The sequence below is a fragment of the Alloalcanivorax sp. C16-1 genome (genome assembly GCF_046507805.1).
Classification (GTDB): Bacteria; Pseudomonadota; Gammaproteobacteria; order Pseudomonadales; family Alcanivoracaceae; genus Alloalcanivorax.
On the sequence record NZ_JBKFTK010000001.1, the window covers coordinates 1 to 23,936 of the forward strand.

Sequence of the window (23,936 nt, forward strand, 5' to 3'; positions counted from 1 at the left end):
AAGCGTGTTGCGAAGCACTGCTTCGCGCGCCGCCGAACGCCGCCCATCTGTGATGGGTGGCCGGGCCCGCTTGCGGGTACTCGCGGCGTTCCCGGAAGGCCCCCACACAGCTCCGCGTCCCGGATAGAGATCTCCCGCATCGATTTCCCGCCAAAGCGCGATGAACCTAAAAAAAAGGGCGCGTGATTACGCGCCCTTCTTTGTTGCGGCTGGAAGCGCCGGCGTCAGCCGGCGGTTTTCATGGCCGCCCGTTCCGCGCTCAGGCCCCGGTACAGGCTCAGGCACATCACCAGCAGCACCACCGTGAACGGCAGGCCGGTGGTCACCGCGCCGGCCTGCAGCGCGTTGAGCGCCTGCTCACCGCCACCGTACAGCAGCGCGCCGGCGATCAGACCTTCCATCACCGCCCAGAACACCCGCTGGGGTACCGGCGCGTCGAGCTTGCCGCCGGCGGTGATGGAATCGATCACCAGGGAGCCGGAGTCCGACGAGGTGATGAAGAACACCAGCACCAGCAGAATCGCCAGGAACGAGGTGATGCCCGCCAGCGGCAGCTGCTCCAGCATCTGGAACAGGGCCAGGGAAGACTCGCCGATGCCATTGGACAGTTTGCCGACGCCGTTGATCACCTGATCGAGACCGGAGCCGCCGAAGGTCGCCATCCAGATGATGGTCACCACGGTGGGGACGATCAGCACGGCGGTCAGGAACTCGCGCACGGTGCGACCGTAGGACACCCGCGCCACGAACATGCCCACGAACGGGGACCAGGAAATCCACCAGGCCCAGTAGAACACGGTCCAGTTGTGCAGGAAGTCCTGGTCTTCACGACCGAACCAGCTGCTCAGCGGAATCAGGTTGGCGGCGTAGTCCACCGCCGTCTGACCCATGGAGGTGAAGATCAGCAGGGTCGGCCCGGCGATCATCACGAACAGCAGCAGCAGCGCCGCTATCGCCATGTTGATGTTGCTGAGCAGCTTGACGCCGCCGTCCAGGCCGCGGATCACCGAGATGGTCGCCACCGCGGTGACACCGACGATGATGCCCACCTGCACATTGAGCGCGTTGGGCGTATCGAACAGAAAGTGCAGGCCGCCGGCGGCCTGCTTGGCGCCCAGACCCAGGGAGGTGGCCAGGCCGAAGATGGTGGCCAGCACCGCCAGCACGTCGATGATGTGGCCGGCCCAGCCCCAGCAGCGCTCGCCCAGGATCGGGTAAAACGCGGAGCGGATGGTCAGCGGCATGCCCTTGTTATAGGCGAAGAACGCCAGCGACAGCGCCACCACGCCGTAGATCGCCCAGGGATGCAGACCCCAGTGGTACATCACCGCGCCGAGCGCCGCGTCCTTGGCCTCCGGCGTGTTCGGCGCCACGTTCAGCGGCGTGCCGAACCAGTCGGTGTAGTAGCCCACCGGCTCCGCCACGCTCCAGAACATCAGGCCGATGCCCATGCCCGCCGCGAACAGCATGGCGAACCAGGAGAGGGTCGAGAATTCCGGTTTGGCGCCGTTGCCGCCCAGGCGGATCTTGCCCACCGGCATCACGATCAGAAACAGACAGAACAGCACGAACACGTTCGCGCCGACCATGAACAACCAGTCAAAGTGTTCGATGGTCCAGGTTTTGGCACCGCCCAGGGCGGTGTTGGCGGCTTCCGGAAAGATCAGCGTACCGATCACGAAAGCCAGGATAAGCGCCGCGCTGATGAAGAACACCGGATTGTGCATGTCCATGCCCAGGACCTGCACATTATCCTGTCCTACTTCATAGTCGGTTTCGTATTCCACGCTCATGGCATGACTCCTGTTGTGTCATGCGCGGAACCGTGGCGGCGAGCGACGATTCCACACGGGGACGGGAGCCGGCGCGGGGGCCGGCTTGCGGAGGGTCGGCGAACGACGGATCAGAAGTAGAAGTCGAAGGCGACGTAAAAGGCGTTGAAGTCGGATTCGTAGACGTCGCCGTAGGCGTTGATGTCGCCGTCGGACTGCAGATACTCGACGTAGATCCAGCCGGGACCGTACTGATAACGCACGCCCGGCGCGAAGAATTCCACGTCGTCGGCGTCGTTACCGGTGGTGTCGGTGCTGGCGATGCCGGCATCGATGTAATAGAACCAGTCGTCGTGGTTGTAGCCCAGTTCCACCACGTGACGCTGGTTCTCGATCTTGTCGTCCACCGGTGCGCTGGCGGAAGCCAGCAGCGCGTCCATGCCACCGAAGTCGCGTTCCACGCTGATAAAGCGGTACTTGGCGGTCCAGTTGTCCTTCTCGAACACATAGTGCAGGTCGTAAGCCTGATGGCTGCCGTCATCGTTGCTGGCGGACGGATTGCCCGCCGCCACCGGCACCAGATCCTGCATGCGACCGTATTGAGCGGACACGCCCACGGTGTGATGCTCCAGGAAATTCCAGTCCAGATTCACCACGCCGGTTTTGATTTTCCGGTAGCTGTCGCTGGAGCCCCAGTGACCGTTGTCGTCCACCGTATCGGTGGAGTCCTCACCCCAATCATCCTGATGGTAATAGGCCACGTCGTAGTGGAAGGCGCCGGCGTCGCCGCTGTATTTAAGGCCCACGTCCATCTGGTCCCCGTAGCCGCCCTGCAGGCCGTCGCCGGGCCAGAAGTTGGCGGTCTTCCAGCCGAAGGGCACCTGGCTCTTACCGATTTTCAGGCTGCTGTTGTCGGTGACGTCGTAACCGATCCAGGCTTTGTGGACGGTCAGGTTGTCGCCGCTGTTGTTGCTGGCGGGATCGGTGAAGGAACCGGTGCCGAAACGGGTTTCGGCGCTGAAGTGCCAGGGGCCGTAGCTGCCGTCGTCGTCGGCGTAGATGATCAGGGCGGGGTCGGCGAAGTTACCACCGGTTTCGTTGTCCAGATCTTCGCTGAAGGCCGGTGAGTTGAAGTCGGATTTGGTGACGTTCTGGTAAACCCACCAGACGCCGGCGCTCAGTTCCGCGCCGGCCCGGGCCGGCGTCGCCACGGTCATGGACACGGCGGCGGCCGACGCCGCGAGCAAGCCCATCGCGGGCGTCTTGATAAAAGTCTTCATTATTTTCTCCCCAGCATCAGGTAGGGGAAAGCCTAAGGATCAGCGTGCCGATGTCAAACGAGCGGGCGCTTGTTCACACCCTTCATAATGGAAAAAACCCTGCTAATGCAGGGTCTTGGCGTGTTATAAAAAAATTGCAAAATGCAGGAACTTTGCGCGCAATGCATAATAATCCGGCGCACTTCTGCCAAAAATAGTGCAACAAGAAGCCCAAAAAAACGCGGCGATTCGCCGCGTTTTTTTGGGTCGCCGTCGGAGGCGTCGGGGGCTTCACATATTATTGACGATGGCGCCGCGCACCGCGTCCAGGTTCGCGTCGATGGTGACCATGCGCGAGCCTTTGTTCAGGTCGTCCCGGCACTGGTCGATGGCGGTGTCCGGGTCCTTGAGGCCGTTGCCGGTGAGGGTGCACACCACGGTGGAGCCTTCGGCGATCTTGCCGGCCTTGATGTCGCGCATGGCGCCACCGATGGACGCGGCCGAGGCCGGTTCGCAGAACACGCCTTCTTTTTCCGCCAGCAGTTTCTGCGCGGCCAGGATCTCCTGGTCGGTCAGTTCGTCGAACCAGCCGCCGGATTCCTTCCGCACGTTCCAGGCCTTGTCCCAGGATTGCGGGTTACCGATACGGATGGCGGTGGCCACGGTTTCCGGGTCTTCCACCGGCGCGCCGCGCAGGAACGGCGCGGCGCCGTTGGCCTGGTAGCCCACCATCACCGGCGCGGCGTTGACCACGCCGCTCTTGCGATACTCGCTGTAGCCCATCCAGTGAGCGGTGATGTTACCGGCGTTGCCCACCGGCAGGCAGTGGTAGTCCGGTGCCCGGCCCAGCTCCTCGACGATCTCGAAGGAAGCGGTTTTCTGACCCTGCAAACGATAGGGGTTCACCGAGTTGACCACGGTCACCGGCGCCTGGGAGGCCACTTCCTTGACCAGCTGCATGCCCTGGTCGAAGTTGCCGCGGATCTGCATGATCACGGCGCCGTACATCATCGCCTGGGCCAGCTTGCCCATGGCGATCTTGCCTTCCGGGATGATCACGAAGGCGGTGATGCCGGCGCGCGCCGCGTAGGCCGCCGCCGCCGCCGAGGTGTTGCCGGTGGAGGCACAGATGATGGCGTTGCTGCCCTCTTCCACCGCCTTGGTCACGGCCATGGTCATGCCACGGTCCTTGAACGAGCCGGTGGGGTTGAGACCTTCGTATTTGACGTAGATGTCCACGTCCTTGCCGAGCAGGCGCGGGATGTTCTTGAGGCGGATCAGAGGCGTATTGCCCTCGCCCAGGCTGATCACGGGGGTGTCGTCGTTGACCGGCAGGTGGTCGCGGTAGCGGTTGATCAGGCCGGTGTAACGTTCACGGAATGGCATGGCTTGGTCTCTCTAAGCGTCTCAGGCGTCCAGCGTTTCCACGCGGATGCGCATTATATCCTTGTCCACGGTGTCCAGGGCGGCGATCTTCGCCAGGGCGGTGTTCATGTCGCCCTCCAGCACCTTGTGGGTCATCATCACGATGGGCACCAGCCCTTCCTCGGTTTCCTTCTGCACCATCGCTTCGATGCTGATGCGGTTGTCGCTGAGGATGCGGGTGACGTCCGCCAGCACGCCGGGCTTGTCCTGCACATGCAGACGCAGATAGAAGCCGCAGGACACATCATCGATGGTGAGAATGCGCTCGTCGGACATCTGGTCGGCGTGGAAGCCCAGGTACGGCACTCGCTCTTCGTGGTCCACGGTCAGGGCGCGGCCCATTTCGATGATGTCCGCCACCACCGCCGAGGCGGTGGGTTCGGCGCCGGCACCGGCGCCGTAGAACATGGTCGGACCCACGGCGTCGCCGTCGATCATGATCGCGTTCATTACCCCGTTGACCGCCGACAGCATGGTCTCGATGGGGATCAGGGTCGGGTGCACGCGCAGTTCGATGCCGTTGCCGGTGTCCCGGGCGATGCCCAGGTGCTTGATGCGGTAGCCGAACTGGGCGGCGCTCTTCACGTCCTCGATGGTGATGCGGCCGATGCCTTCCATGTAGACCTTGGAAAACTGCAGCGGAATGCCGAAGGCGATGGAGGCGATGATGGTCAGCTTGTGGGCGGCGTCCACGCCTTCCACGTCAAAGGTCGGGTCGGCCTCGGCGTAGCCCAGTTCCTGGGCTTCCTTGAGCACGTCCACGAAGGCGCGACCGCCCTGCTCCATCTCGGTGAGGATGTAGTTGCCGGTGCCGTTGATGATGCCCGCCACCCAGTTGATGTGGTTGGCGGCCAGACCCTCGCCCAGGGATTTGAGAATCGGGATGCCGCCGGCCACCGCCGCTTCGAACGCCACGTCCACGCCGTTTTCATGGGCGGCGTGGAAGATCTCGTTGCCGTGCTCGGCGATCAGCGCCTTGTTGGCGGTGACGATGTGCTTGCCGGCGCGAATCGCCGTGAGCACCAGTTCCCGGGCGGTGTCGGTGCCACCGATCAGTTCCACCAGGATGTCCACCTCGGGGTCGGTGGCCACCGCGAAGATATCCCGGGAAACGCGCACCCCGGTGATGTCGCAGTCCGGGTTGTCCCGGCGCGCGCCAATATGGGCGATCTCGATGGGGCGGCCCACCCGCCGGGCGATTTCCAGGGCGTTACGTTGCAGTACGTTGACGGTCCCTGAGCCCACGGTGCCCAGGCCCGCGATACCGACCTTTACCGGGTTCACACGCTGTCCTCTCAGTCAGTCCAGCAGGCCGTCGGCGCGGAACATCTTCTTGATGCCGCGCAGGGCCTGCCGGGTGCGTTGTTCGTTTTCAATCAGGGCGAAGCGCACATGGTCGTCGCCGTATTCGCCGAAGCCGATGCCGGGGGAGACGGCCACGCCGGCCTCCCGCAGCAGTTTCTTGGAAAATTCCAGGGAGCCCATGGCCCGGTAGGGGGCCGGCAGCGGCGCCCATACGAACATGGTGGCGCGGGGCTTTTCCACCGTCCAGCCCAGCTCGTTGAGGCCGTCGCAGAGCACGTCCCGGCGCCGCTGGTAGAGATCGCGGATCTCTCCGACGCAGGTCTGGTCGCCTTCCAGGGCGGCGATGGCGGCCACCTGGATCGGCGTGAAAGTGCCGTAGTCCAGGTAGGATTTGATGCGCGCCAGGGCCTGAATCAGATCCTTGTTGCCGCAGCAGAAACCGACCCGCCAGCCGGGCATATTGTAGCTCTTGGACAGGGAGAAAAACTCCACCGCCACGTCCCGGGCCCCATCCACCTGCAGGATCGACGGCGCCTGATAGCCGTCGAACACGATGTCCGCGTAGGCGATGTCGTGCACCACCCAGATACCGTATTCCCGGGCGATGGCCACCACCTTCTCGAAGAAATCCAACTCCACGCACTGGGCGGTGGGGTTGCCGGGGAAATTCAGCACCAGCAGTTTCGGCTTGGGCCAGGATTCCTTGATGGCGCGCACCAGCTCCTCGAAGAAATCCACGCCCTCCACCAGCGGCACATGGCGGATGTCCGCGTTGGCGATGACAAAGCCATAGGGGTGGATCGGGTAGCTGGGATTGGGCACCAGCACGGTGTCGCCGGGGCCCATGGTGGCCAGGGCCAGATGGGCCAGGCCCTCCTTGGAGCCGATGGTGACGATCGCCTCGGAGGCCGGGTCCAGCTCCACCTGATAGCGGCGCCGGTACCAGTCGGTGATCGCCCGGCGCAGCCGCGGGATGCCCTTGGACTGGGAGTACCGGTGGGTGTCGCCGCGCTGGGCCGCTTCGGTGAGCTTGTCGACGATGTGCTTGGGGGTCGGCTGGTCCGGATTGCCCATGCCGAAATCGATGATGTCCTCCCCGCGCGCACGGGCCGCCATTTTCAACTCGCCGACGATGTTGAAAACATAGGGGGGCAGGCGCTTGATGCGCTGAAAATCAGCTTCCACGGCATCACCTTGGCGGGGGGAATCGGAAGCCGGACACATTAACGGCGCAGCCCCTCGCCGTCAATGTAAAAGGCCCCGCCAGGGACGGCGCAAAGCGCCGTGTGGCGGGGCCTGCGGGCCGCCCGACCGGTTACAGGTCGAGGCGCTCCTGGAGCTGCTCCGGGGTCACGTAGCCGCCCAGCTGCTGGCCCTCGGCGGTGTAGATCGCCGGGGTGCCGCGCACGCCGAACTCCAGGCCCATCTGGTAGTCCAGATTGACCGAGTCGGCGCAGTCGCCCAGGTCCGCCTTGGAGATCTTGTCGTCCATTTTGGCGGCGGTGAGCGCCTGGGTCGGTTTGGCGTCGCACCAGATATGGCGCATGTCCTCGGCGGCCTGGGAAGACAGCCCGCCACGGGGGAACGCCAGATAGTGCACGGTGATGCCCTGCTCGGTGTATTCCTCGATATGGCGGTGCAGCTTGCGGCAGTAGCCGCAGGTGATGTCGGTGAAGGCGAAGATCTCGGTCTTCTCCTTCCCTTTGGCGGGATAGGTGATCATGCGCGACTTGTCGAGCCCGGCCAGGCCGTCGCGGCGCACCTTCTCGTAGCGCTCTTCCTTCAGATTCACCGGGCCGGCGTCGCGCATCTGGATCACGTCGCCGGTGAAGATCAGCTTACCGTCGGTGGACGCGTAGACGATGTCGCGGCCGTTGATCTCCACTTCCACCAGACCGTCCGCCGGGGACGAGTCGATGGCGGTGATGGTGGCGCGCGGAAACGCCTGCTTGAATTCGGCGCGAAATGCTTTTTCGTCGATCCCCCCGTCGGCACGGGCAATCGCCGCGACGGCCAGTAACAGGCCGAGGGCGGTAGCGGTCAGTGCTTTCATTATCGTTCTCCTTCCGTGTTGTCCGCCTGTCGGGGCGGCCCATGATGTACGACTTCGCCGCCGGGGGTCAGGTTCCCGAGCGGGGATGATGGGCTTCGTAGACCTCCCGCAGGCGGTGCTGGGCCACATGGGTATAGATCTGGGTGGTGGACAGATCGCTGTGCCCCAGCAACAGCTGCACCACCCGCAGATCGGCACCATGGTTGAGCAGGTGCGTGGCGAAGGCGTGTCTCAGTGTATGGGGCGAAAGAGGCTTTTGCACTCCCGCGCGCACCGCCAGCTGCTTGATCCGGTGCCAGAACGTCTGGCGCGTCATGCGCGTGCCCCGGCGGCTGGGAAACAGTACCTCCCGGTCGTCGCCGAGCAGCGCCGGGCGGCCGTCGCGCAGGTAGCGCTCCAGCCAATGCAGGGCCTCTTCCCCCAGCGGCACCAGTCGTTCCTTGTCGCCCTTGCCGACCACCCGCACGAGGCCCTGGCGGGTGTTCACCTGGCTGAGGGTGAGCCCCACCAGTTCCGACACCCGCAGGCCGGCGGCATAGAGCACCTCCAGCATGGCCCGGTCGCGCAGGCCCAGGGGGTCGTCCAGGTCCGGGGCGGCGAGCAGCGCCTCCACTTCCTCTTCCGACAGGGTTTTCGGCAGCGGGCGCCCCAGCCGGGGGCGCGCCACGTTCAGGGTCGGGTCCTCGGCGATGCGATTCTCGCGCTTCATCCAGCGGAAGAAGCTCTTCATGGCCGACAGCTGCCGGGCCAGGGAGCGGGCGCTGATACCGACCCGCTCGGCCAGGTATTCGAGCACGTCCAGGCGCTGGCAACGGGCCAGCCCGGTGCCACGGGCCACCAGCCACTGGCCGAACTGGCGCAGGTCGCGACCGTAGCTTTCCAGGGTGTGGCGGCTGAGGCCCCGCTCCAGCCACTGGCCGTCCAGCCAGGCGTCGATCAGAGCCTGTTCGGTGTCCGGCAGCGGCGGCGGATTGGGCGACGGGTTGGCGGTGGAGGGGGGCATGGCGGGAGTATTGGCGAAGGTCGGCGAAAACTCAACGGGGGCGAGGTTTTACCATTTGTTACCGGGGTACGGCGGGGGCCGTTGGCATACTGGAGCGGGAGCCATTTACCGAGCGAGGAGACAACCCATGGGTATTTTGTCGTGGATTATTCTGGGCCTGCTGGCCGGCATCATCGCCAAGTGGATCATTCCCGGCCGCGACGGCGGGGGCTTTATCGTGACCACCTTGCTGGGCATTATCGGTGCCATTGTCGGCGGCTGGCTGGGCGCCATGGCGGGCATCGGTGGTCCGGTGAGTTCATTCAGCCTGGGCAGCCTGTTCACCGCCATCGTCGGCGCGCTGGTGGTACTGGCGGTGTTCCGGGCGGTGGCGCGCTGATCCCCGCGCGGCGCCGACCGCAAAAAAAGAAGGGCCGCCCCCGTGAGGGGCGGCCCTTCTTTTTGGTCCGCGCGTTGGCGTGACCGTGCCGGACCAGAGGTCGCTTCCGAATTGCCCTACAGCAAAGGCTGAAGCGACATGGCTCGCGGACGCGGTCGTCGCGCGACCGGATCCTAGCGGATTTTTTCCTTGATCCGCGCGGATTTACCGGAGCGCTCGCGCAGGTAGTACAGCTTGGCGCGACGCACGTCACCGCGACGGTTCACTTCGATGGAGTCGATGATCGGGCTGTGCAGCTGGAACACCCGCTCAACGCCCACGCCGTGGGATACTTTACGGACCGTGAAGGCGGAGTTCAGGCCGCGGTTGCGGCGGGCGATGACCACGCCCTGGAACGCCTGCAGACGCTCACGGTTGCCTTCCTTTACTTTCACTTGCACGGTGACGGTGTCACCGGCGCCGAACTCAGGCACATCGGCTTTCAGTTGTGCCTGTTCGATTTCCTGAATCAGGGGTTTCTTGCCGCTCATGGCGCGCTCCTCGGTTCATTGTCGCTGTATCGCTACTCGTCGCCGTCCGCCGGATGTTCGCGGATGTATTCGTCGAGCAACTCGCTCTCTTCCTGGCTCAAGCCCCGCGCCTTGCGGGCCTCGAGCAATTCGGGACGGCACCGCCAGGTGCGCCCCAGTGCCTGCTTCAGCCGCCAGCGGCGGATCCGCTCGTGATCGCCGCTGAGCAACACCTCAGGCACGCTGCGATCCCGATAGGTCTCGGGCCGCGTGTAATGCGGGCAGTCCAGCAGGTCCTCCAGTTCCCCGGAGAACGAATCCTGGGCCGCCGAGTCCTGATGCCCGAGCACTCCGGGCAACAGACGCGTGACCGCGTCGATCAACACCAGCGCCGGCAACTCGCCGCCGCTGAGCACGTAATCGCCGATCGACACCAGCTCGTCCACCTCGGTCTCGATCAGCCGCTCGTCCACGCCTTCATAGCGTCCGGCGAGCAGAATCAGCCCCGGCGTGGCGGCCAGTTGCGCCGCCCGGGCCTGGGTCAGCGGCCGCCCCTGGGGCGACAGATAGACCACCCGGGCGCCGGGATTGCCCTGCCGGGCCGCCGCCAGTGCCTTCTCCAGCGGCGCCACCTTCATCACCATGCCGGGGCCGCCGCCGAAGGGCCGGTCGTCCACGGTGCGGTGCCGGTCCTCGGTGAAGTCCCGGGGATTCACCGTGTCCAGCGTCAGCAGGCCGTTTTCCACCGCCCGCCGGGTGACGCCGAAATCGGTGACGGCGCGGGCCATCTCCGGAAACAGGCTGACCAGCGTGATGTGCATGGTCAAAAATCCGGGTCCCAGTCCACCCGCAGCTCGCCGGCCTCCAGGTCCACGGCGATCACCACCTGACCGGGGGTCCAGGGCAGCAGGCGCTCCTGACGGTCCAGGCTGTCCGCGTCGCCGCGCACCACCAGCACGTCGTTGGCGCCGGTTTCCATCAGACCGTGCACCCGGCCCAGGTCGCGGCCGTCGTCGAGTTTCACGCGCAGGCCGATCAGGTCCCGCCAGTAATACTCGCCGTCGCCGGACACCGGCAGCTGCGAACGGGGCACCGCGATGTCGCGGCCCACCAGTTCGCGGGCGGCGCGGTCGCGGTCCTCGTAACCCTCGAAACCGGCCACCAGACCTTTACCCTGGCGGCGCTTGCCGGTGAGTTTCACCGGTTTCCAGACGCCGCCCTCGAGCAGATGCCAGGGCTGGTAATCGAAGATGTTTTCCATCGGATCGGTATCGGAATAGACCTTTACCCACCCTTTCACGCCGTGGACCGACACAATGCGGCCCACCACCAACACCTCGTCGGGTGTCAGCATGATCAGGCGCTCTGCTGGGCTTCCCGGCGGGCTTCCTTGACCAGCGCCTTGACGCGCTCGGAAGGCTGGGCACCCTTGGCAACCCAGGCGTCCACCGCGTCCACGTCCAGCTTCAGCCGGATCTCACCGCCACGGGCGATGGGGTTGAAGAAACCCAGGTTATCGATGAAACGGCCGTCGCGGGCGTCACGGCTGTTGGCGGCGACGATGCGGTAGAAGGGGCGTTTTTTGGAGCCACCACGGGCAAGACGAAGAACTACCATAATTGCAATACCTTGTTTTCAATCCGGTTTCCCGGCCCGCGCGCTGTCGCCGGGCCATCGTATCCGCTTGAAACCCCGCCGGCATCAGGGCCGGACGGGTCGCGAAGGGGGCGGATTATACGGGCATCCGCCCGGGAGATAAAGGGTTAGCGGCCACCGGTGGGCGGCAGGCCACCGCCGCCGCCCATGGGGGGCAGGCCGCCGCCCGGCGGCATGCCACCGCCACCCATGCCGCCACCGCCCATGCCACCGGCGCCACCGCCGCCCATCATGCCTTCCATGCCGCGCATCATGTTCTTCATGCCGCCCTTGGTGCGCATCTTCTTCATCATCTTCGCCATCATCTTCTGCTGCTTCATCAGGCGATTGAGGTCCTGCACCTCCAGGCCGGCGCCGCTGCAGATGCGCTTCTTGCGGGAGCCCTTGATCAGGTCCGGGTTGCGGCGTTCCTTGGGCGTCATGGAGTCGATCAGCGCTTCCATGTGCTTCATCTGCTTGAGGGCCGCCGGGTCCTGGGCCGCCTGCATCATGCCGCCCATGCCGGGCAGCTTGTCGAGCAGACTGGTCAGACCGCCCATGTTCCGCATCTGCTGGAACTGGTCCTTGAGGTCCTCGAAGTCCATCGCCTTGCCTTTCTTGAACTTCTTGGCGATTTTGTCCGCTTTCTTCTTGTCGATGGTGCGCTCGGCCTGCTCCACCAGGGACAGCACGTCGCCCATGCCGAGAATGCGGCTGGCGATCCGATCCGGGTAGAACGGCTCCAGGGCGTCGGTCTTCTCGCCCATGCCGATGAACTTGATCGGCTTGCCGGTGAGGTGGCGCACGGACAGCGCCGCGCCGCCCCGGGAGTCACCGTCGGCCTTGGTCAGGATCACCCCGGTGAGCGGCAGCGCCTCGTTGAAGGCGCGCGCCGTGTTGGCGGCGTCCTGGCCGGTCATGGCATCGACCACGAACAGGGTTTCGGTGGGGCTGATGGCGCTGTTGAGACGCTTGATCTCGGCCATCATGTCCTCATCGACGTGCAGCCGGCCGGCGGTGTCGACGATCAGCACGTCCATGTATTTGTTGCGCGCCGCCTGCAGGGCGCCGTTGGCGATCTCCACCGGGTCCTGGTCGCTGCGCGACGGGAAGAACTCGGCCTTGACCTCGCCGGCCAGGGTCTCCAGCTGGTCGATGGCCGCCGGCCGGTAGACGTCGGCGGACACCACCATCACCTTCTTCTTCTCCCGTTCCTGCAGGAAGCGGGCGAGCTTGGCCACGGAAGTGGTCTTACCGGCACCCTGCAGACCGGCCATCAGGATGATCGCCGGCGGTTTCACGGACAGGTTGAGGGCGTCGTTCTCGTCGCCCATGGTGTGGATCAGTTCGTCGTTGACGATCTTGACGAAGGCCTGACCGGGATTGAGGCTCTTCAGCACCTCCTGGCCCAGCGCCTTCTCCTTGACCTGCTCGACGAACTCCTTGACCACCGGCAGGGCCACGTCGGCCTCCAGCAGCGCCTTGCGCACCTCGCGCAGGGTATCGCGGATGTTGTCCTCGGTGAGTTGCCCCTGACCGGCCAGGCTCTTCAGCGACTGACCGAGACGGTCCGTGAGATTCTCGAACATGATCATCGACCTCCAGAATTGCGGGCGCGCGGGGCCGGATTGCTCGGCGCGGCGCGACAGGGGGCCGATTATAGGGCACCCGCCCCCCGCCCGTCATGGCGGGCGCTTCAAATGGTCCCTGACCTATGCCAGACTTCGGCGGCTTTTGCGGAGAAAACGCGACCTATGAGTCCTGCCGAGGCCTTTGGCCTGATCGCCACTTTCTTTTACGCCCTGGCCGCGCTGCTGGTTTACCGGCAATTTCGCAGCCAGTCGGCCCCCTCGCGCCTGCTGCTGCTGGCGCCCGCCACGGTGGCGGTGGCGGCCCATGCGGTGTCGCTGTATTTCCTGCTGGTCACCGACCGGGGGCTGATGCTGGGCCTGCTGCCGGTGGCGTCCTGCATGGCGGCGGCGGTCACCGGCATGGTGGTGGTGTCCAGCCTGTACCGGCCGTTCCAGTGGATCGGCGCCCTGGTGTTTCCGTTTTCGGCGCTGATCGTGCCCGCCAGCCTGTGGATTCACACCGGCTATGTGCGCCCCATGGAACACGGCATCGGGCTGCATGTGCTGCTGTCGATTCTGGCCTATTCGGTGCTGGTGATTTCCGCCTGCCAGGCGATCCTGCTGCTGATCCAGCACCGCCAGCTCAAGGATGGCCACATCCGTGGCGTGATGCGGGTGTTCCCGCCGATCCAGGTGATGGAGTCGATGCTGTTCGACACCATCTGGCTGGGCGAGGCGCTGCTCACCGTGGCGATTCTGTTCGGCTTCCTCTATGTGGACGATTTGTTCGCCCAGCACCTGGTGCACAAGACCGTGCTGACGCTGGTGTCCTGGGTGATCTTCGCGGTGCTGCTGGGCGGGCGCCATCTCAAGGGCTGGCGCGGGCGCACCGCGATCCGCTTCACCCTGAGCGGCTTCCTGGTGCTGCTGGTGGCCTTCTTCGGCTCCCAGCTGGTGCTGGAAGTGATCCTGCACCGCACCTGAGCGGCGCCCGCGCCTTGCCTGCCGGGCGCGCAACGGGCAGGCTCCTTCCATGACCCTGGATCAAGCGACCCTCACCCGCATTCACCAACTGTGGGACGAAATGGCCGAGCTGCCGGCGTCGAACCCGGAGTGCAACCTGCGCCTGCTGTTCGAGCGTATCGGCACCCTGATCGACTCCCGCCACGGCTACTGGCTGGCCAGCCTGCGCCTGGCCGTGGACGTCCCCAATGACCCGCTGCTGGGCTGGCGTGCCCGTTCGATTTGCTTTCACGGCGAGCTGCCGCCGGATCAGGGCGTCTATATCGAGACCGTGAAGCGGCTCGACAAAGGCAGCCCCGACGAATCCACCACCAACCATGTGCGCAACGCCGGCCGTTTCCGTGCCGTGCTGCTACGGGACCATGTGTCCGAGGCGTTTTATTCCGGCGATCACTACCTCCACCATTATCTGGCCCGCGGCATCACCGACCGGCTGTTCGTGGTGATGCCGGTGAACGAGGACGTGGAGAGTTACTTCGTGTTCGACCGCCTGAGCGGCGAGCCGCCGTTCACCCCTGCTGATCTGGACATCGTCCGCTACGCCCTGCGCAGCATGGGCTGGTTCAATCGCCAGGTGCACCTCAGCTACGGCCAGCTGGTGGCCGAGGCGCCGCTCACCCCCACCGAGCGCCGCATCCTCAACCACCTGCTCACCGGCAGCCCGGAAAAGAGCATCGCCGACGCCATGGCGCAAAGCCCCCACACCACCCATCAATACGTGAAAACCCTGTTTCGCAAGTTCAATGTACGCAGCCGCGCGGAGCTGACCGCCCTCTGGCTGGGCCACGACTGACCCGGGCCCGCCGCTTGACAGCCCCGCCCGCCCCCCAAACAATGGCCCTCCAATAAGCAACCAAACGACTCCCTCTTGGACAGCTTCTCCGACGGGTGGCTACTCACCGCCCTGGTCATCCTGATTCTCGCGTCCGCGTTCTTCTCCAGCAGTGAAACCGGCATGGTGGCGATCAACCGCTACCGGCTGCGCCACCTGGCCCGGCAGGGGCACCGCGCCGCCCGGCGGGTGGAGGAGCTGCTGCGCCGCACCGACCGACTGCTGTCGGTGATCCTGATCGGCAACAATTTCGTCAACAACTTCGCCGCCACGGTGGCGGCGATTCTGGCGATCCGCTGGCTGGGCGACTCCGGGGCGGCGGTGGCGCCGGTGGTGATCACCCTGGTGATGCTGGTGTTCGCCGAGATCACCCCGAAAACCTACGCCGCCATGAAGCCGGAGCGGGTGGCCTTCCCGGCCAGCTTCGTGCTGAAACCGCTGCAGTGGCTGCTGGCGCCGCTGGTGTGGCTGGTCAACGGCGTCAGCATGGTGTTCCTGCGGCTGGCCGGCAGCGCCACCGGCCAGGGCGAGGACGATCATCTCAGCCCGGAGGAGCTGCGCACCGTGGTCAACGAGGCCGGCGGCCTGATTCCGGAAAAGCACCAGAAGATGCTGCTCAATATCCTCGACCTGGAAAGCGTCACCGTGGAAGACATCATGATTCCGCGCAATGAAATGGTGGGCGTGGACATCGATGAGGATATGGACGAGATCATGGGCACCCTGCGCGCCAGCCAGCACACCCGCCTGCCGGTGTACCGGGGCGACCCGAACAACATGCTCGGCACCCTGCACCTGCGCAAGCTCAGCCGTCTGCTGCTCAAGGAAGACATCAACAAGGCCGAGCTGATGCAGTACACGGTGGAGCCCTACTTCGTGCCCGAGGGCACCTCCCTGAACCGCCAGCTGATCAATTTCCAGAACGCCAAGCGGCGCATCGGCATCGTGGTGGATGAGTACGGGGACGTGCTGGGTCTGGTGACCCTGGAGGACATTCTCGAGGAGATCGTCGGCGAGTTCACTACCGACCTGGCCGCCAGCAGCCAGGATATTCACCCCCAGGAGGACGGCAGCTTCGTGATCGACGGCGCCACCCACCTGCGCGACATCAACCGCTCCCTGGAATGGGACCTGCCCACCGGCGGCCCACGCACACTCAACGGTCTGATCCTGGAGCATCTGGAAGACATTCCGGACGCCAATATCTCGATTCGTATCGGCGACTACCTGATCGAGATCGTGCAGGTGAAGGACAATATGGTGAAAACCGCCCGGGTCAGGCTGGCGTCGAGCTAGCCGCCCTCTTCATCCGGGTCATCCCGGTCGGCGGAGGCATCCACCACCGCGTGGGGCGACCCGATCCAGGCGCGGATGTCGCCCTCGTGGCGATCCACCAGGCGCCGGCCCTCGTCGATGGCCTCGCCGGCGCGGTGGAAATCCATCAGGGCGAAGTCCTCCAGCAGCGGGATCAGGGTAATCTCCGGTGGATCGCCGGCCATCCGTGACCGGGTGATGCGGTCCTGCATGATGTTGACGCTGGACGCCACCACATCGAAGAACCCCGGGCTCTGCCCTTCCCCGGCGGCGAAATAGCCGGTCATCTTCTGCCACAGGCTGCGGTCTTCCTCGCTCTGGTGTTCGTCGTCCGGGGGCCGCTGGCGACTCAGATGGGCGCCCACCAACTGGGCGTTCAGGTTGACGGCGATCACCACGTCGGCGCCGAAGGCGCGGGCGGCGGACACCGGCACCGGGTTCACCAGGCCGCCGTCGAGCATCCAGCGGGTCTGATGCTGGAACGGGGAGAACAGCCCCGGCAGCGCGCAGGAGGCACGGGCGGCGTCCAGCACCGGGCCCTTGCTGATCCACACCTCACGGCCGCTTTTCATATCGGTGGCCACGGTGACGAAGCGCTTATCCAGGTCCTCGATGTCCGGGTTGCTGTGCATCTGCTCGAAGAAGCCGAACAGCTTTTCGCCCTTGACCACCCCGCCGGAAAAGGTGAAATCCATCAGGCTGAACACGTCGCGGGTGGTCAGGGTCTTGACCCAGTCGCCGAAGTCGCCGAGCGCGCCGCTGACATAGGCGCCGCCCACCAGGGCGCCGATGGAAGTACCGGCCACCACATCGATGTCCACGCCCATTTCCTCCAGGCCCTGGATAATGCCGATGTGCGCCCAGCCCCGCGCCGAGCCGCTGCCCAGGGCCAGCCCCACCCGGGGCCGGGGCGGCACCGGCGGTGGCCCGCTCTTGTCGTCCTTGCCGTCGCTTTTCTTCAGTCCGGGCAGGCTCAGAGGGGCTTTCATGGAAGAGTCACCTCCTCCATCACGCAGGGCGCATTCTCACCGGCCTGACGTCGCTGGCTGCGCGCCAGCACCTCCCGCTGCCAATCGGTGGGCAACCGGCCCCAGTAGCTGATTTCCCGGCCGGTACGGAAGCAGCCCACGCAGACATCGTCGCCGTCCAGGGCGCAAATCGACACGCACGGCGACACCACCCGGGGCTCAGTCCTGGAAGCGCTCATCGATCTCCAGATGCTCCTCGAAGTGACGGGCATGGGCGGCGTAATGCTGGCTGCTCATGGTGAGCATGGCTTTGTGGCCTTCGGAAATCTCCTTCACCACCTTGGCCGGCGCCCCCATCACCAGGGAGTTATCGGGAATCTCCATGCCCTCCGGCACCAGGGCGTGGGCGCCGATGATGCAGTTGTTGCCGATCCGCGCCTTGTTGAGCACCACCGCGTTGATGCCGATCAGGCTGTTGTCGCCGATGGTGCAGCCGTGCAGCATCACCTTGTGGCCCACGGTGACGCCCTTGCCGATCTTCATCGGCACGCCCGGGTCCACATGCAGCACGGAATTTTCCTGAATATTGGAGTTGTCGCCGATTTCGATCAGGTCGTTGTCGCCCCGGATCACCACGCCGAACCAGACGCTCACGTTCTCGCCCAGCACCACCGAGCCGATCACGGTGGCATCGGGCGCGATCCACTGCCCCTCGCCGCGCAGTTCCACGCGGCGATCTCCCAATTTATAGATCATTGTTCACCTGTCAGGTCGAAACGCACATCGGCGTCGTACACATGGTTGATCAGGTCCAGGATCATGAACGCGGTCAGACCCCAGATGTGCTTGTCCTCGTAATGATAGCTGGGCATGCGCAGGCGGCGGCCGTAGAACTCCACCGGCGCCGACAGCCTGGGCGGCTGGTCCAGGAAGAAGCTCAGCGGTACCTGGAAGATGGTCTCGATCTCGCCGGGCTCGGGGACCAGCGACACCCCGGGACGCACCAGGCCCACGAACGGGGTCACCTTGATGCCGAAGCGCGACGGCACCGGCGAAAGATTGCCGACCACCTCCACCTGGTCGTCGGGCAGACCCACCTCTTCCATGCTTTCGCGCAGGGCGGTGGCCTTCAGGTCCAGGTCCTCCGGATCGCGCTTGCCGCCGGGAAACGCCACCTGGCCGGCATGGGTGGACAGGCCCTGGGCGCGCACCGTCAGGATCAGTTCCGGCTCCGGCTGATCCACGAACGGCATCAGCACGGCCGCCTCCGGCAATGTCACCGGCAGGTCGTTATAGGGGTAGGCCGCCATGCGCTGCCGCAACAGATCCAACACTTCCACGCTCCCGAGATCGATTCACACGCTGCTTTTCAAACAACAGTTTGAACAGAGGCCAGCCATCGGGCAAGCCGAACCGGCCCGCCCCGTTCACGTCATGGACGATTGCCGACGCCCCGGCAAGCCAGTAGTCTGGCCGTTCGCCGACCCGGAGCCGCCGAGCCTTTCGATGAAATACTGCAGCCATTGTGGCAATGAGATCCTGTTTTCCGTTCCCGAAGGCGACAATCGTCCGCGCTACTGGTGCGACCAGTGCGGCACCATCCATTACCAGAACCCCAAGATCGTGGTCGGCGCCATCCCCGTGTGGGAGGGCCGCATTCTGCTTTGCAAGCGGGCCATCGAGCCGCGCATCGGCTACTGGACCCTGCCCGCCGGCTATATGGAGAACGGCGAAACCCTGCAGGAAGGGGCCGCCCGGGAAACCTGGGAAGAGGCCTGCGCCACCGTGGCCATCGGCGACCTGTACACGGTGTTCAATCTGCCGCACATCAATCAGGTCTACATGTTCTTCCTCAGCGAGATGGTCAACGGCGACTACGGCGTCGGTGAAGAAAGCGCCGACGCCGCCCTGTTCACGGAAGACCAGATTCCCTGGGACGAGCTGGCCTTCCCCACCATCGGTCGTACCCTGAAGTTCTATTTCCAGGACCGGGCCGGCGCCGGCGACTTCCCGGTGCGCACCCAGGATATCCAGCCGCTGCGGCGCAAGCCCTCCCTGGACGACGCCCTATAGCCTCCGGCGCACCCAGGACCTACGAACAAAGTCGTATCTGTTAACATTCGCAATAAATGGCAGATACACTTCGTCACAAAAGCCGCTTAATCTGTCCCCAATAACGTCGATAACGACTTAACAACCGGGAGCCGCCAGGTTCTCGATCCAATAGCCAGTGGCGTGGGAACGCCAATTCCGGGGGAAATTCTTCGTGACCGTCCTGTCCTTTGCCCGACGCGGCCTGTCCGCGTTGCTGGTGGCCGCTGCCTGCCTGATCGCCCAGGCCGCCACCGCCCAGACCTTCAGTGCCGCCAACTGGGAAGCCTTCGCCGCCCTGGATACCGGCTCGCCCAATAACCAGGTGCGGGCCATGGCCGAGTATCAGGGCGAGCTGTACATCGGCGGTACCTTCGCCCAGGTCGGCGGCCAGCAGGTCTACTACGTGGCCCGCTGGAACGGCTACCAGTGGGAGAAGCTGGGCGACGGGGTCAACAACGCGGTCTACGCCATGACCGTGTACGACGGCAAACTGATCGTCGGCGGCTCCTTCACCGACGCCAGTGGCGTCAGCGCCTCCCGCATCGCCAGTTGGGACGGCGCGCAATGGGCGCCATTGGGCGACGGGCTCAATTCCAGCGTGGTGGACCTGACCGTCTACAACGGCGAGCTGATCGTGGGTGGTATTTTCACCCATGCCGGGGGCCAGACCGCCAACCGCATCGCCCGCTGGGACGGCAGCCAGTGGCACGGCATGGGTGGCCCGGACCACGGCACCGTTAACTCGCTGTCGGAATACAACGGCGATCTGGTCGTGGCGGGCTCTTTTTATATGGTCAACGGCCAGAACTACAACTACATCGTGCGCTGGAACGGCAGCGAATGGTCCGGTTTCGGCGACGGCACGAACACCACGGTGAACGATGCCGTGGTGTTCCAGGGCAAGCTCTATGCCACCGGCTCGTTTACCGCCGCCGGGGGCACTGCGGCCAATTACATGGCGGTCTGGGATGGCAGCACCTGGTCCGCGGTCGGCGGCGGCCTGTCCGATGCCGGTTACTCGCTGTACGCGGACAACGACAAACTCTACGTCGGCGGTTCCTTCGAAGTCGCCGGCGGCGTCAGTTCCCTGGGCGTCGCCGCCTGGGACGGCAGCCAATGGAGCACCGTGGGCGACGGCCTCGGCCTCTACGCCGGGTCGGTGCTTCGTCTCTATCGCATCATCAAGTTCAACAACGAAATCGTGGTGGGGGGCCTGCTCGATAAGAACGGCACCGTCAATCTGGTGCGCCTGAACAATGGTGCCGAGTGGCGAGGCTTCGAGTCCGCGTTCCTGGACGGCCCGGTCCATGCGATCCATCGCCAGGACAACGATCTGATCGTCGCCGGGGCTTTCACTCATATTGCCGGGGTATCGGTCAACCGGATCGCGCGTTGGGATGGCAGCACGTGGCAGGCCCTGGGCGGAGGATTCAACGGCACGGTGCGGGCGCTGGCAACCTTCAACAATGAACTCTACGCCGGCGGCGATTTCAGCGAAGCGGATGGCAATCCCGCCGCCGGTGTCGCCCGCTGGGACGGCCAGCAATGGCAGCCCCTGGGTAGCGGCGTCAACGATACCGTGCGTACTTTCCAAGTGTGGCGCGACCAGCTCTACGTGGGCGGCGACTTCACCGAGGCCGGCGGCGCTCCCACCACCCTGCTCGCCGCTTGGACCGGAAGCACCTGGGCGGGTCTCAATCTCACCGGGCTGTCCGGTGAGTTGCTTGACCTGGAAGTGCATCAGGACGTCCTGTTTCTTGCCGGGGATATTCAGTTCTATGGCAGCGACATGAATCTGGTCGCGTACCCTGGCACCGGCAGCTATGGTTCCTTTCCCGGCATTCCGGAAGTTGACCGCTTCACCGCCCTGGCGCTCTACCAGGACCAGCTGATGGTGTTCGCTCCAGACGCCAACGCCACCGCCAGCCACGCCTATGTCTTTAATGGCACGGACTGGGAAGAACCGCTGCCGGATGCAACCACCCCCGCCATTTCCTCCGCCGTCGAGTTCAAGGATCTGTTGTTCGCCGCCGGCGACACCGGTTTGTACGTGTACGACGGCGACGACTGGCAACGGCCGGAGCCAGGCATTACCGAGGCGGTCAACGCCCTGGGCGTCGGCGGCGACCAGCTCTATGTGGGTGGCGCGTTCAACGCGGTGGGTAACCAGCCGACCCAAAACCTGGCAATCTTGAGCCCCAACATAGGCATCACCTTCGACACGCAAACCGGTCAGAGCGACACCGTTTTCTACTTCGCCGACACCACCGTCGGTCTGCCCGCCGCGCCCACCCGCGAAGGCCACACCTTCACCGGCTGGAACACGCAAGTCGACGGCACCGGCATCGGCTATACCGACACCCTGACCGTGGGGCAATTGGCCGCCACGCTGTACGCTCAGTGGCAGACCAACTCGTACACGGTCAGCTTCGATACCAACGGCGGCGAGGCCCTGAATGATCTGGCGGTGGATTTCGGGGACACCATTGCCGCGCCCACGCCGACCCGTGCCGGTTACACCTTCCTCGGCTGGCAGCCAGCCCTGCCGGAAACCATGCCCGCCAACGACCTCAGCGTCACCGCTCAATGGCAGGCGCTGCCGGAATACACCGCCACCGCCACAGTCCAGGGGCAGGGCCAGATCACGCCCGCCAGCCAGACCCGGTATATCAATGAAGCCGCCAGCTTCGAGCTGAGCCTGACCAACCCGTCCGACTATGTGGTGGTGGGCGGCGATTGCGGCGCGGTGCGAAACGGCAACACGGTGACCACTCAACCACTGACCGCCGACTGCACCCTGACCATCGCCATCTATCCGTCCACCGAAGCGGAGAAGGACAGCGAGGCCCCGCTGGCCAGTGCCGAAGGCGTCAGCTTCCGTTTGCAAGGCGGTGCGGGCGACAAAGCTCTCTCGTCCGTCTACCGCATGCGCGCCGGCGTTGACGAGCCCCTGTTCGGCGACGACGCGGATACCCTGCTGACCCTCAACGAGGACGGCAGCTACACCTTCGTCGCCGAACGGACCGGTCGTTATACCCTGCTGTTCAGCGACGCGGTCTCCGGTGAAATCACCGAGGTGACCATCGATGTGCTGCCCTACCTGGCGTTCGCCAGCAGCCACCGCCGCGCCCTGCGCGACGACGTCAGCGGTCTGACCCTGTGGCTGAGTGATGAGCCCATCGAATACCCGGTCACCGCCACCCTGAGCGGCAGCGGCATGGGCTTCGAGAGCCAGGCGGTGAGCCTGTTCGAGAACGATGCGCGGCGCCTGGAACTGGCCGTGCCCACCGGCGCCGGCGACACCGCCGCTCTGGAACTCAGCGATCTGGACGGCGCCCTGGCCGGCAACCCGGTCCAGCAGGCGCTGACCCTGCAAAGCGACCCGCTGCCGCTGTCGTTGCAGCTCACAGTGACCCAGGGGCTGCTCACCGACACCCGGGTGGTGGGTCTCGACAGAGGCACCGTTATCCTGAGCCTGGATGCCGGCAACGCGCAGGTCGAGCAGTACGACTGGCAGGCGGAGGGCCTGCCGCTGGACAGCAATGGCAACCAGGCCGCCTTCAATCTGGAAACGCTGGAACCCGGCAGCTACGAGGTCAAGGTGACCGCCACCACCGCCGATACCCAGGGCGTGGCGCTGGCCACCCTGCAGGTGGTGGAAACCTGCCCGACGGAAGGCTGCTATGCCCTGGCGCAGCGCGTGCCCCCGTCCGCCAACCCGTTCGCCGATGAGGCGCACCGCCTGGCGTTGTGCCCGGGCAGCCGGGTGTCACTGTGCGACGGCGAGGACAACCCCTATCTGGAAACCGCCGGCCCGTTCCGCCTGGCCCTGGGCGCCACCAGCAGCAATCAGTCCTGGGCCAGCGGCGAGTTCGGCCTGGGCGTCAGCGATGCCTCCCTGCCCGGAGACAGCGCCTACCTGCACCAGGGCGTGGCGGTCGACTTCGAGATCCAGGCGCTCAACCAGCCCGGCGAAACGGTGCCGGTGGCGATTCCGCTGGTGGGCGAGGCCGTGATCCCGGCCGGCGCGGTATGGCGCAAGTACCTGAACGGCGGCTGGCATCTGTTCCTGGAGGATGAATTCAACCAGCTGCACAGCGCGCCGAAGAACGGCCTGGGCCTGTGCCCGGTGGTATCGGCGGACAGCTGGACGCCGGGCCTCACCGAGGGCGACGCCTGCGTGCGGCTGCTGATCCAGGACGGCGGCCCCAACGACGCGGACGGTCTCGCCGACGGCGTGATCCGGGATCCGGGTACGCTGGCGGTGAAGCGCGCCGACGACAAAGGCCGCCCCGAGGATCTGTGGGGCGGCGGTGGCGCCGCCGGTGGACTGATGGTGGGTCTGCTGGGCCTGCTGGCGCTACGGCGCCGGCGGGTGGGCGCCGCGTGAAACGGAAGGTTTGATCGCGGCTAAAGCCGCTCCTACGGAAGCTCCGCAGGAGCGGCTTTAGCCGCGATCAGCCGGGCAGGTCCTCGAGCCGCCACAGGTCGATGGCGGGTTCTTCGTAGGGATGGGCAAGACGCAGCGCGCTGAGGGCCGCCTTGAGGTGGTCGTCGGTGCAGATCATCTCGACGCGGAACTCGTCCACGGTCTCCACCTTGCCGTGCTCGCCAAGGTGGGGGTGGCTGCCTTCCAGGGGCCGGAACTGGCCCTGGCCGCGCACCTGAAAACTGCAGCAATCATAGTTGCCAATGCGGCCTGCACCGGCCTCGAAGACGGCGGTCTTGACCGCCTCGGCGTGGTCTTCCGGTACGTAGAAGCAGAGCTTGTAGACGGTCATGGTGGCCTCCTGT

23 protein-coding genes are annotated in these 23,936 nt (G+C 65.2%); 6 read left to right on the forward strand and 17 right to left on the reverse strand.

Annotated elements, in window-relative coordinates; translation table 11 throughout:
* Window positions 1-224 precede the first annotated feature (224 nt).
* The 7 genes from ACLD0W_RS00005 to xerD all read right to left on the reverse strand — a co-directional run bounded on the left by ACLD0W_RS00005 (window position 225) and on the right by xerD (window position 8,775).
* Window positions 225-1,793: a BCCT family transporter gene (locus tag ACLD0W_RS00005; protein ID WP_410305471.1), complete on the reverse strand. Its 1,569-nt coding sequence runs from the start codon at window positions 1,791-1,793 to the stop codon at window positions 225-227.
* Between the two features lie 110 nt (window positions 1,794-1,903).
* Window positions 1,904-3,052 carry a hypothetical protein gene (locus ACLD0W_RS00010; protein WP_410305472.1) on the reverse strand — a complete coding sequence of 383 codons (1,149 nt, stop codon included), beginning with the start codon at window positions 3,050-3,052 and terminating at the stop codon, window positions 1,904-1,906.
* A 270-nt stretch (window positions 3,053-3,322) separates the two neighbouring features.
* Window positions 3,323-4,417: a threonine synthase gene (thrC, locus tag ACLD0W_RS00015; protein WP_410305473.1), complete on the reverse strand. Its 1,095-nt coding sequence runs from the start codon at window positions 4,415-4,417 to the stop codon at window positions 3,323-3,325.
* A gap of 21 nt (window positions 4,418-4,438) precedes the next feature.
* A complete protein-coding gene (locus ACLD0W_RS00020) occupies window positions 4,439-5,740 on the reverse strand; it encodes a homoserine dehydrogenase (RefSeq protein WP_410305474.1) in 1,302 nt (433 codons plus the stop codon).
* A gap of 15 nt (window positions 5,741-5,755) precedes the next feature.
* Window positions 5,756-6,946, reverse strand: a complete 1,191-nt coding sequence (alaC, locus tag ACLD0W_RS00025; RefSeq protein WP_410305475.1) for an alanine transaminase — start codon at window positions 6,944-6,946, stop codon at window positions 5,756-5,758.
* A 130-nt stretch (window positions 6,947-7,076) separates the two neighbouring features.
* Window positions 7,077-7,814 carry a DsbC family protein gene (locus ACLD0W_RS00030; RefSeq protein ID WP_410305476.1) on the reverse strand — a complete coding sequence of 246 codons (738 nt, stop codon included), beginning with the start codon at window positions 7,812-7,814 and terminating at the stop codon, window positions 7,077-7,079.
* A 67-nt stretch (window positions 7,815-7,881) separates the two neighbouring features.
* Window positions 7,882-8,775, reverse strand: coding sequence for a site-specific tyrosine recombinase XerD (gene xerD / locus ACLD0W_RS00035; RefSeq protein WP_410306791.1), 894 nt, complete (start codon window positions 8,773-8,775; stop codon window positions 7,882-7,884).
* 169 nt (window positions 8,776-8,944) lie between these two features.
* Here xerD and ACLD0W_RS00040 point away from each other — a divergent pair, with 169 nt between their 5' ends.
* Complete coding sequence (locus ACLD0W_RS00040) at window positions 8,945-9,196, forward strand: GlsB/YeaQ/YmgE family stress response membrane protein (RefSeq protein ID WP_138771088.1); 252 nt, start codon at window positions 8,945-8,947, stop codon at window positions 9,194-9,196.
* A gap of 173 nt (window positions 9,197-9,369) precedes the next feature.
* Here ACLD0W_RS00040 and rplS read toward each other — a convergent pair whose 3' ends face one another.
* The 5 genes from rplS to ffh all read right to left on the reverse strand — a co-directional run bounded on the left by rplS (window position 9,370) and on the right by ffh (window position 12,929).
* Window positions 9,370-9,726 carry a 50S ribosomal protein L19 gene (gene rplS, locus ACLD0W_RS00045; RefSeq protein ID WP_204427281.1) on the reverse strand — a complete coding sequence of 119 codons (357 nt, stop codon included), beginning with the start codon at window positions 9,724-9,726 and terminating at the stop codon, window positions 9,370-9,372.
* 32 nt (window positions 9,727-9,758) lie between these two features.
* The gene (gene trmD / locus ACLD0W_RS00050) at window positions 9,759-10,526 is read right to left on the reverse strand and encodes a tRNA (guanosine(37)-N1)-methyltransferase TrmD (protein WP_410305477.1); all 768 of its coding nucleotides are present in this window, start codon (window positions 10,524-10,526) and stop codon (window positions 9,759-9,761) included.
* 2 nt (window positions 10,527-10,528) lie between these two features.
* Window positions 10,529-11,059, reverse strand: coding sequence for a ribosome maturation factor RimM (rimM, locus tag ACLD0W_RS00055; RefSeq protein ID WP_410305478.1), 531 nt, complete (start codon window positions 11,057-11,059; stop codon window positions 10,529-10,531).
* A 2-nt stretch (window positions 11,060-11,061) separates the two neighbouring features.
* Window positions 11,062-11,322 (reverse strand): 30S ribosomal protein S16, encoded by a 261-nt coding sequence (rpsP, locus tag ACLD0W_RS00060; RefSeq protein WP_161383670.1) that lies wholly within the window; start codon window positions 11,320-11,322, stop codon window positions 11,062-11,064.
* 146 nt (window positions 11,323-11,468) lie between these two features.
* Window positions 11,469-12,929, reverse strand: a complete 1,461-nt coding sequence (gene ffh / locus ACLD0W_RS00065; protein ID WP_410305479.1) for a signal recognition particle protein — start codon at window positions 12,927-12,929, stop codon at window positions 11,469-11,471.
* Window positions 12,930-13,094: 165 nt separating this feature from the next.
* Between ffh and ACLD0W_RS00070 the strand changes: the two genes are divergently transcribed.
* From ACLD0W_RS00070 to ACLD0W_RS00080, 3 genes are all read left to right on the forward strand, one after another.
* A complete protein-coding gene (locus tag ACLD0W_RS00070) occupies window positions 13,095-13,895 on the forward strand; it encodes an inner membrane protein YpjD (protein ID WP_410305480.1) in 801 nt (266 codons plus the stop codon).
* Window positions 13,896-13,944: 49 nt separating this feature from the next.
* Window positions 13,945-14,727, forward strand: coding sequence for a response regulator transcription factor (locus ACLD0W_RS00075; RefSeq protein WP_410305481.1), 783 nt, complete (start codon window positions 13,945-13,947; stop codon window positions 14,725-14,727).
* A 75-nt stretch (window positions 14,728-14,802) separates the two neighbouring features.
* Entirely contained in the window at window positions 14,803-16,062 is a 1,260-nt protein-coding gene (locus tag ACLD0W_RS00080) for an HlyC/CorC family transporter (protein ID WP_410305482.1), read from the forward strand.
* Here ACLD0W_RS00080 and rssA read toward each other — a convergent pair.
* Genes rssA through ACLD0W_RS00100 form a run of 4 tightly spaced genes read right to left on the reverse strand, consistent with a single transcriptional unit; the run spans window position 16,059 to window position 18,382 of the window.
* Window positions 16,059-17,069, reverse strand: a complete 1,011-nt coding sequence (gene rssA, locus ACLD0W_RS00085) for a patatin-like phospholipase RssA (RefSeq protein ID WP_410305483.1) — start codon at window positions 17,067-17,069, stop codon at window positions 16,059-16,061. The genes ACLD0W_RS00080 and rssA overlap by 4 nt on opposite strands.
* A complete protein-coding gene (locus tag ACLD0W_RS00090) occupies window positions 17,066-17,287 on the reverse strand; it encodes a DUF1289 domain-containing protein (RefSeq protein ID WP_410305484.1) in 222 nt (73 codons plus the stop codon). Before ACLD0W_RS00090 ends, rssA begins: the two co-directional genes overlap by 4 nt.
* Entirely contained in the window at window positions 17,268-17,804 is a 537-nt protein-coding gene (locus ACLD0W_RS00095) for a gamma carbonic anhydrase family protein (RefSeq protein WP_410305485.1), read from the reverse strand. Before ACLD0W_RS00095 ends, ACLD0W_RS00090 begins: the two co-directional genes overlap by 20 nt.
* Window positions 17,801-18,382 carry a CoA pyrophosphatase gene (locus ACLD0W_RS00100; RefSeq protein WP_410305486.1) on the reverse strand — a complete coding sequence of 194 codons (582 nt, stop codon included), beginning with the start codon at window positions 18,380-18,382 and terminating at the stop codon, window positions 17,801-17,803. Before ACLD0W_RS00100 ends, ACLD0W_RS00095 begins: the two co-directional genes overlap by 4 nt.
* 172 nt (window positions 18,383-18,554) lie before the next feature.
* Here ACLD0W_RS00100 and ACLD0W_RS00105 point away from each other — a divergent pair, with 172 nt between their 5' ends.
* A complete protein-coding gene (locus ACLD0W_RS00105) occupies window positions 18,555-19,121 on the forward strand; it encodes an NUDIX hydrolase (RefSeq protein WP_410305487.1) in 567 nt (188 codons plus the stop codon).
* Window positions 19,122-19,314: 193 nt separating this feature from the next.
* Entirely contained in the window at window positions 19,315-23,532 is a 4,218-nt protein-coding gene (locus ACLD0W_RS00110) for an InlB B-repeat-containing protein (RefSeq protein WP_410305488.1), read from the forward strand.
* Between the two features lie 67 nt (window positions 23,533-23,599).
* Here ACLD0W_RS00110 and ACLD0W_RS00115 read toward each other — a convergent pair whose 3' ends face one another.
* Window positions 23,600-23,923 carry an NGG1p interacting factor NIF3 gene (locus tag ACLD0W_RS00115; RefSeq protein ID WP_410305489.1) on the reverse strand — a complete coding sequence of 108 codons (324 nt, stop codon included), beginning with the start codon at window positions 23,921-23,923 and terminating at the stop codon, window positions 23,600-23,602.
* Window positions 23,924-23,936: the final 13 nt, after the last annotated feature.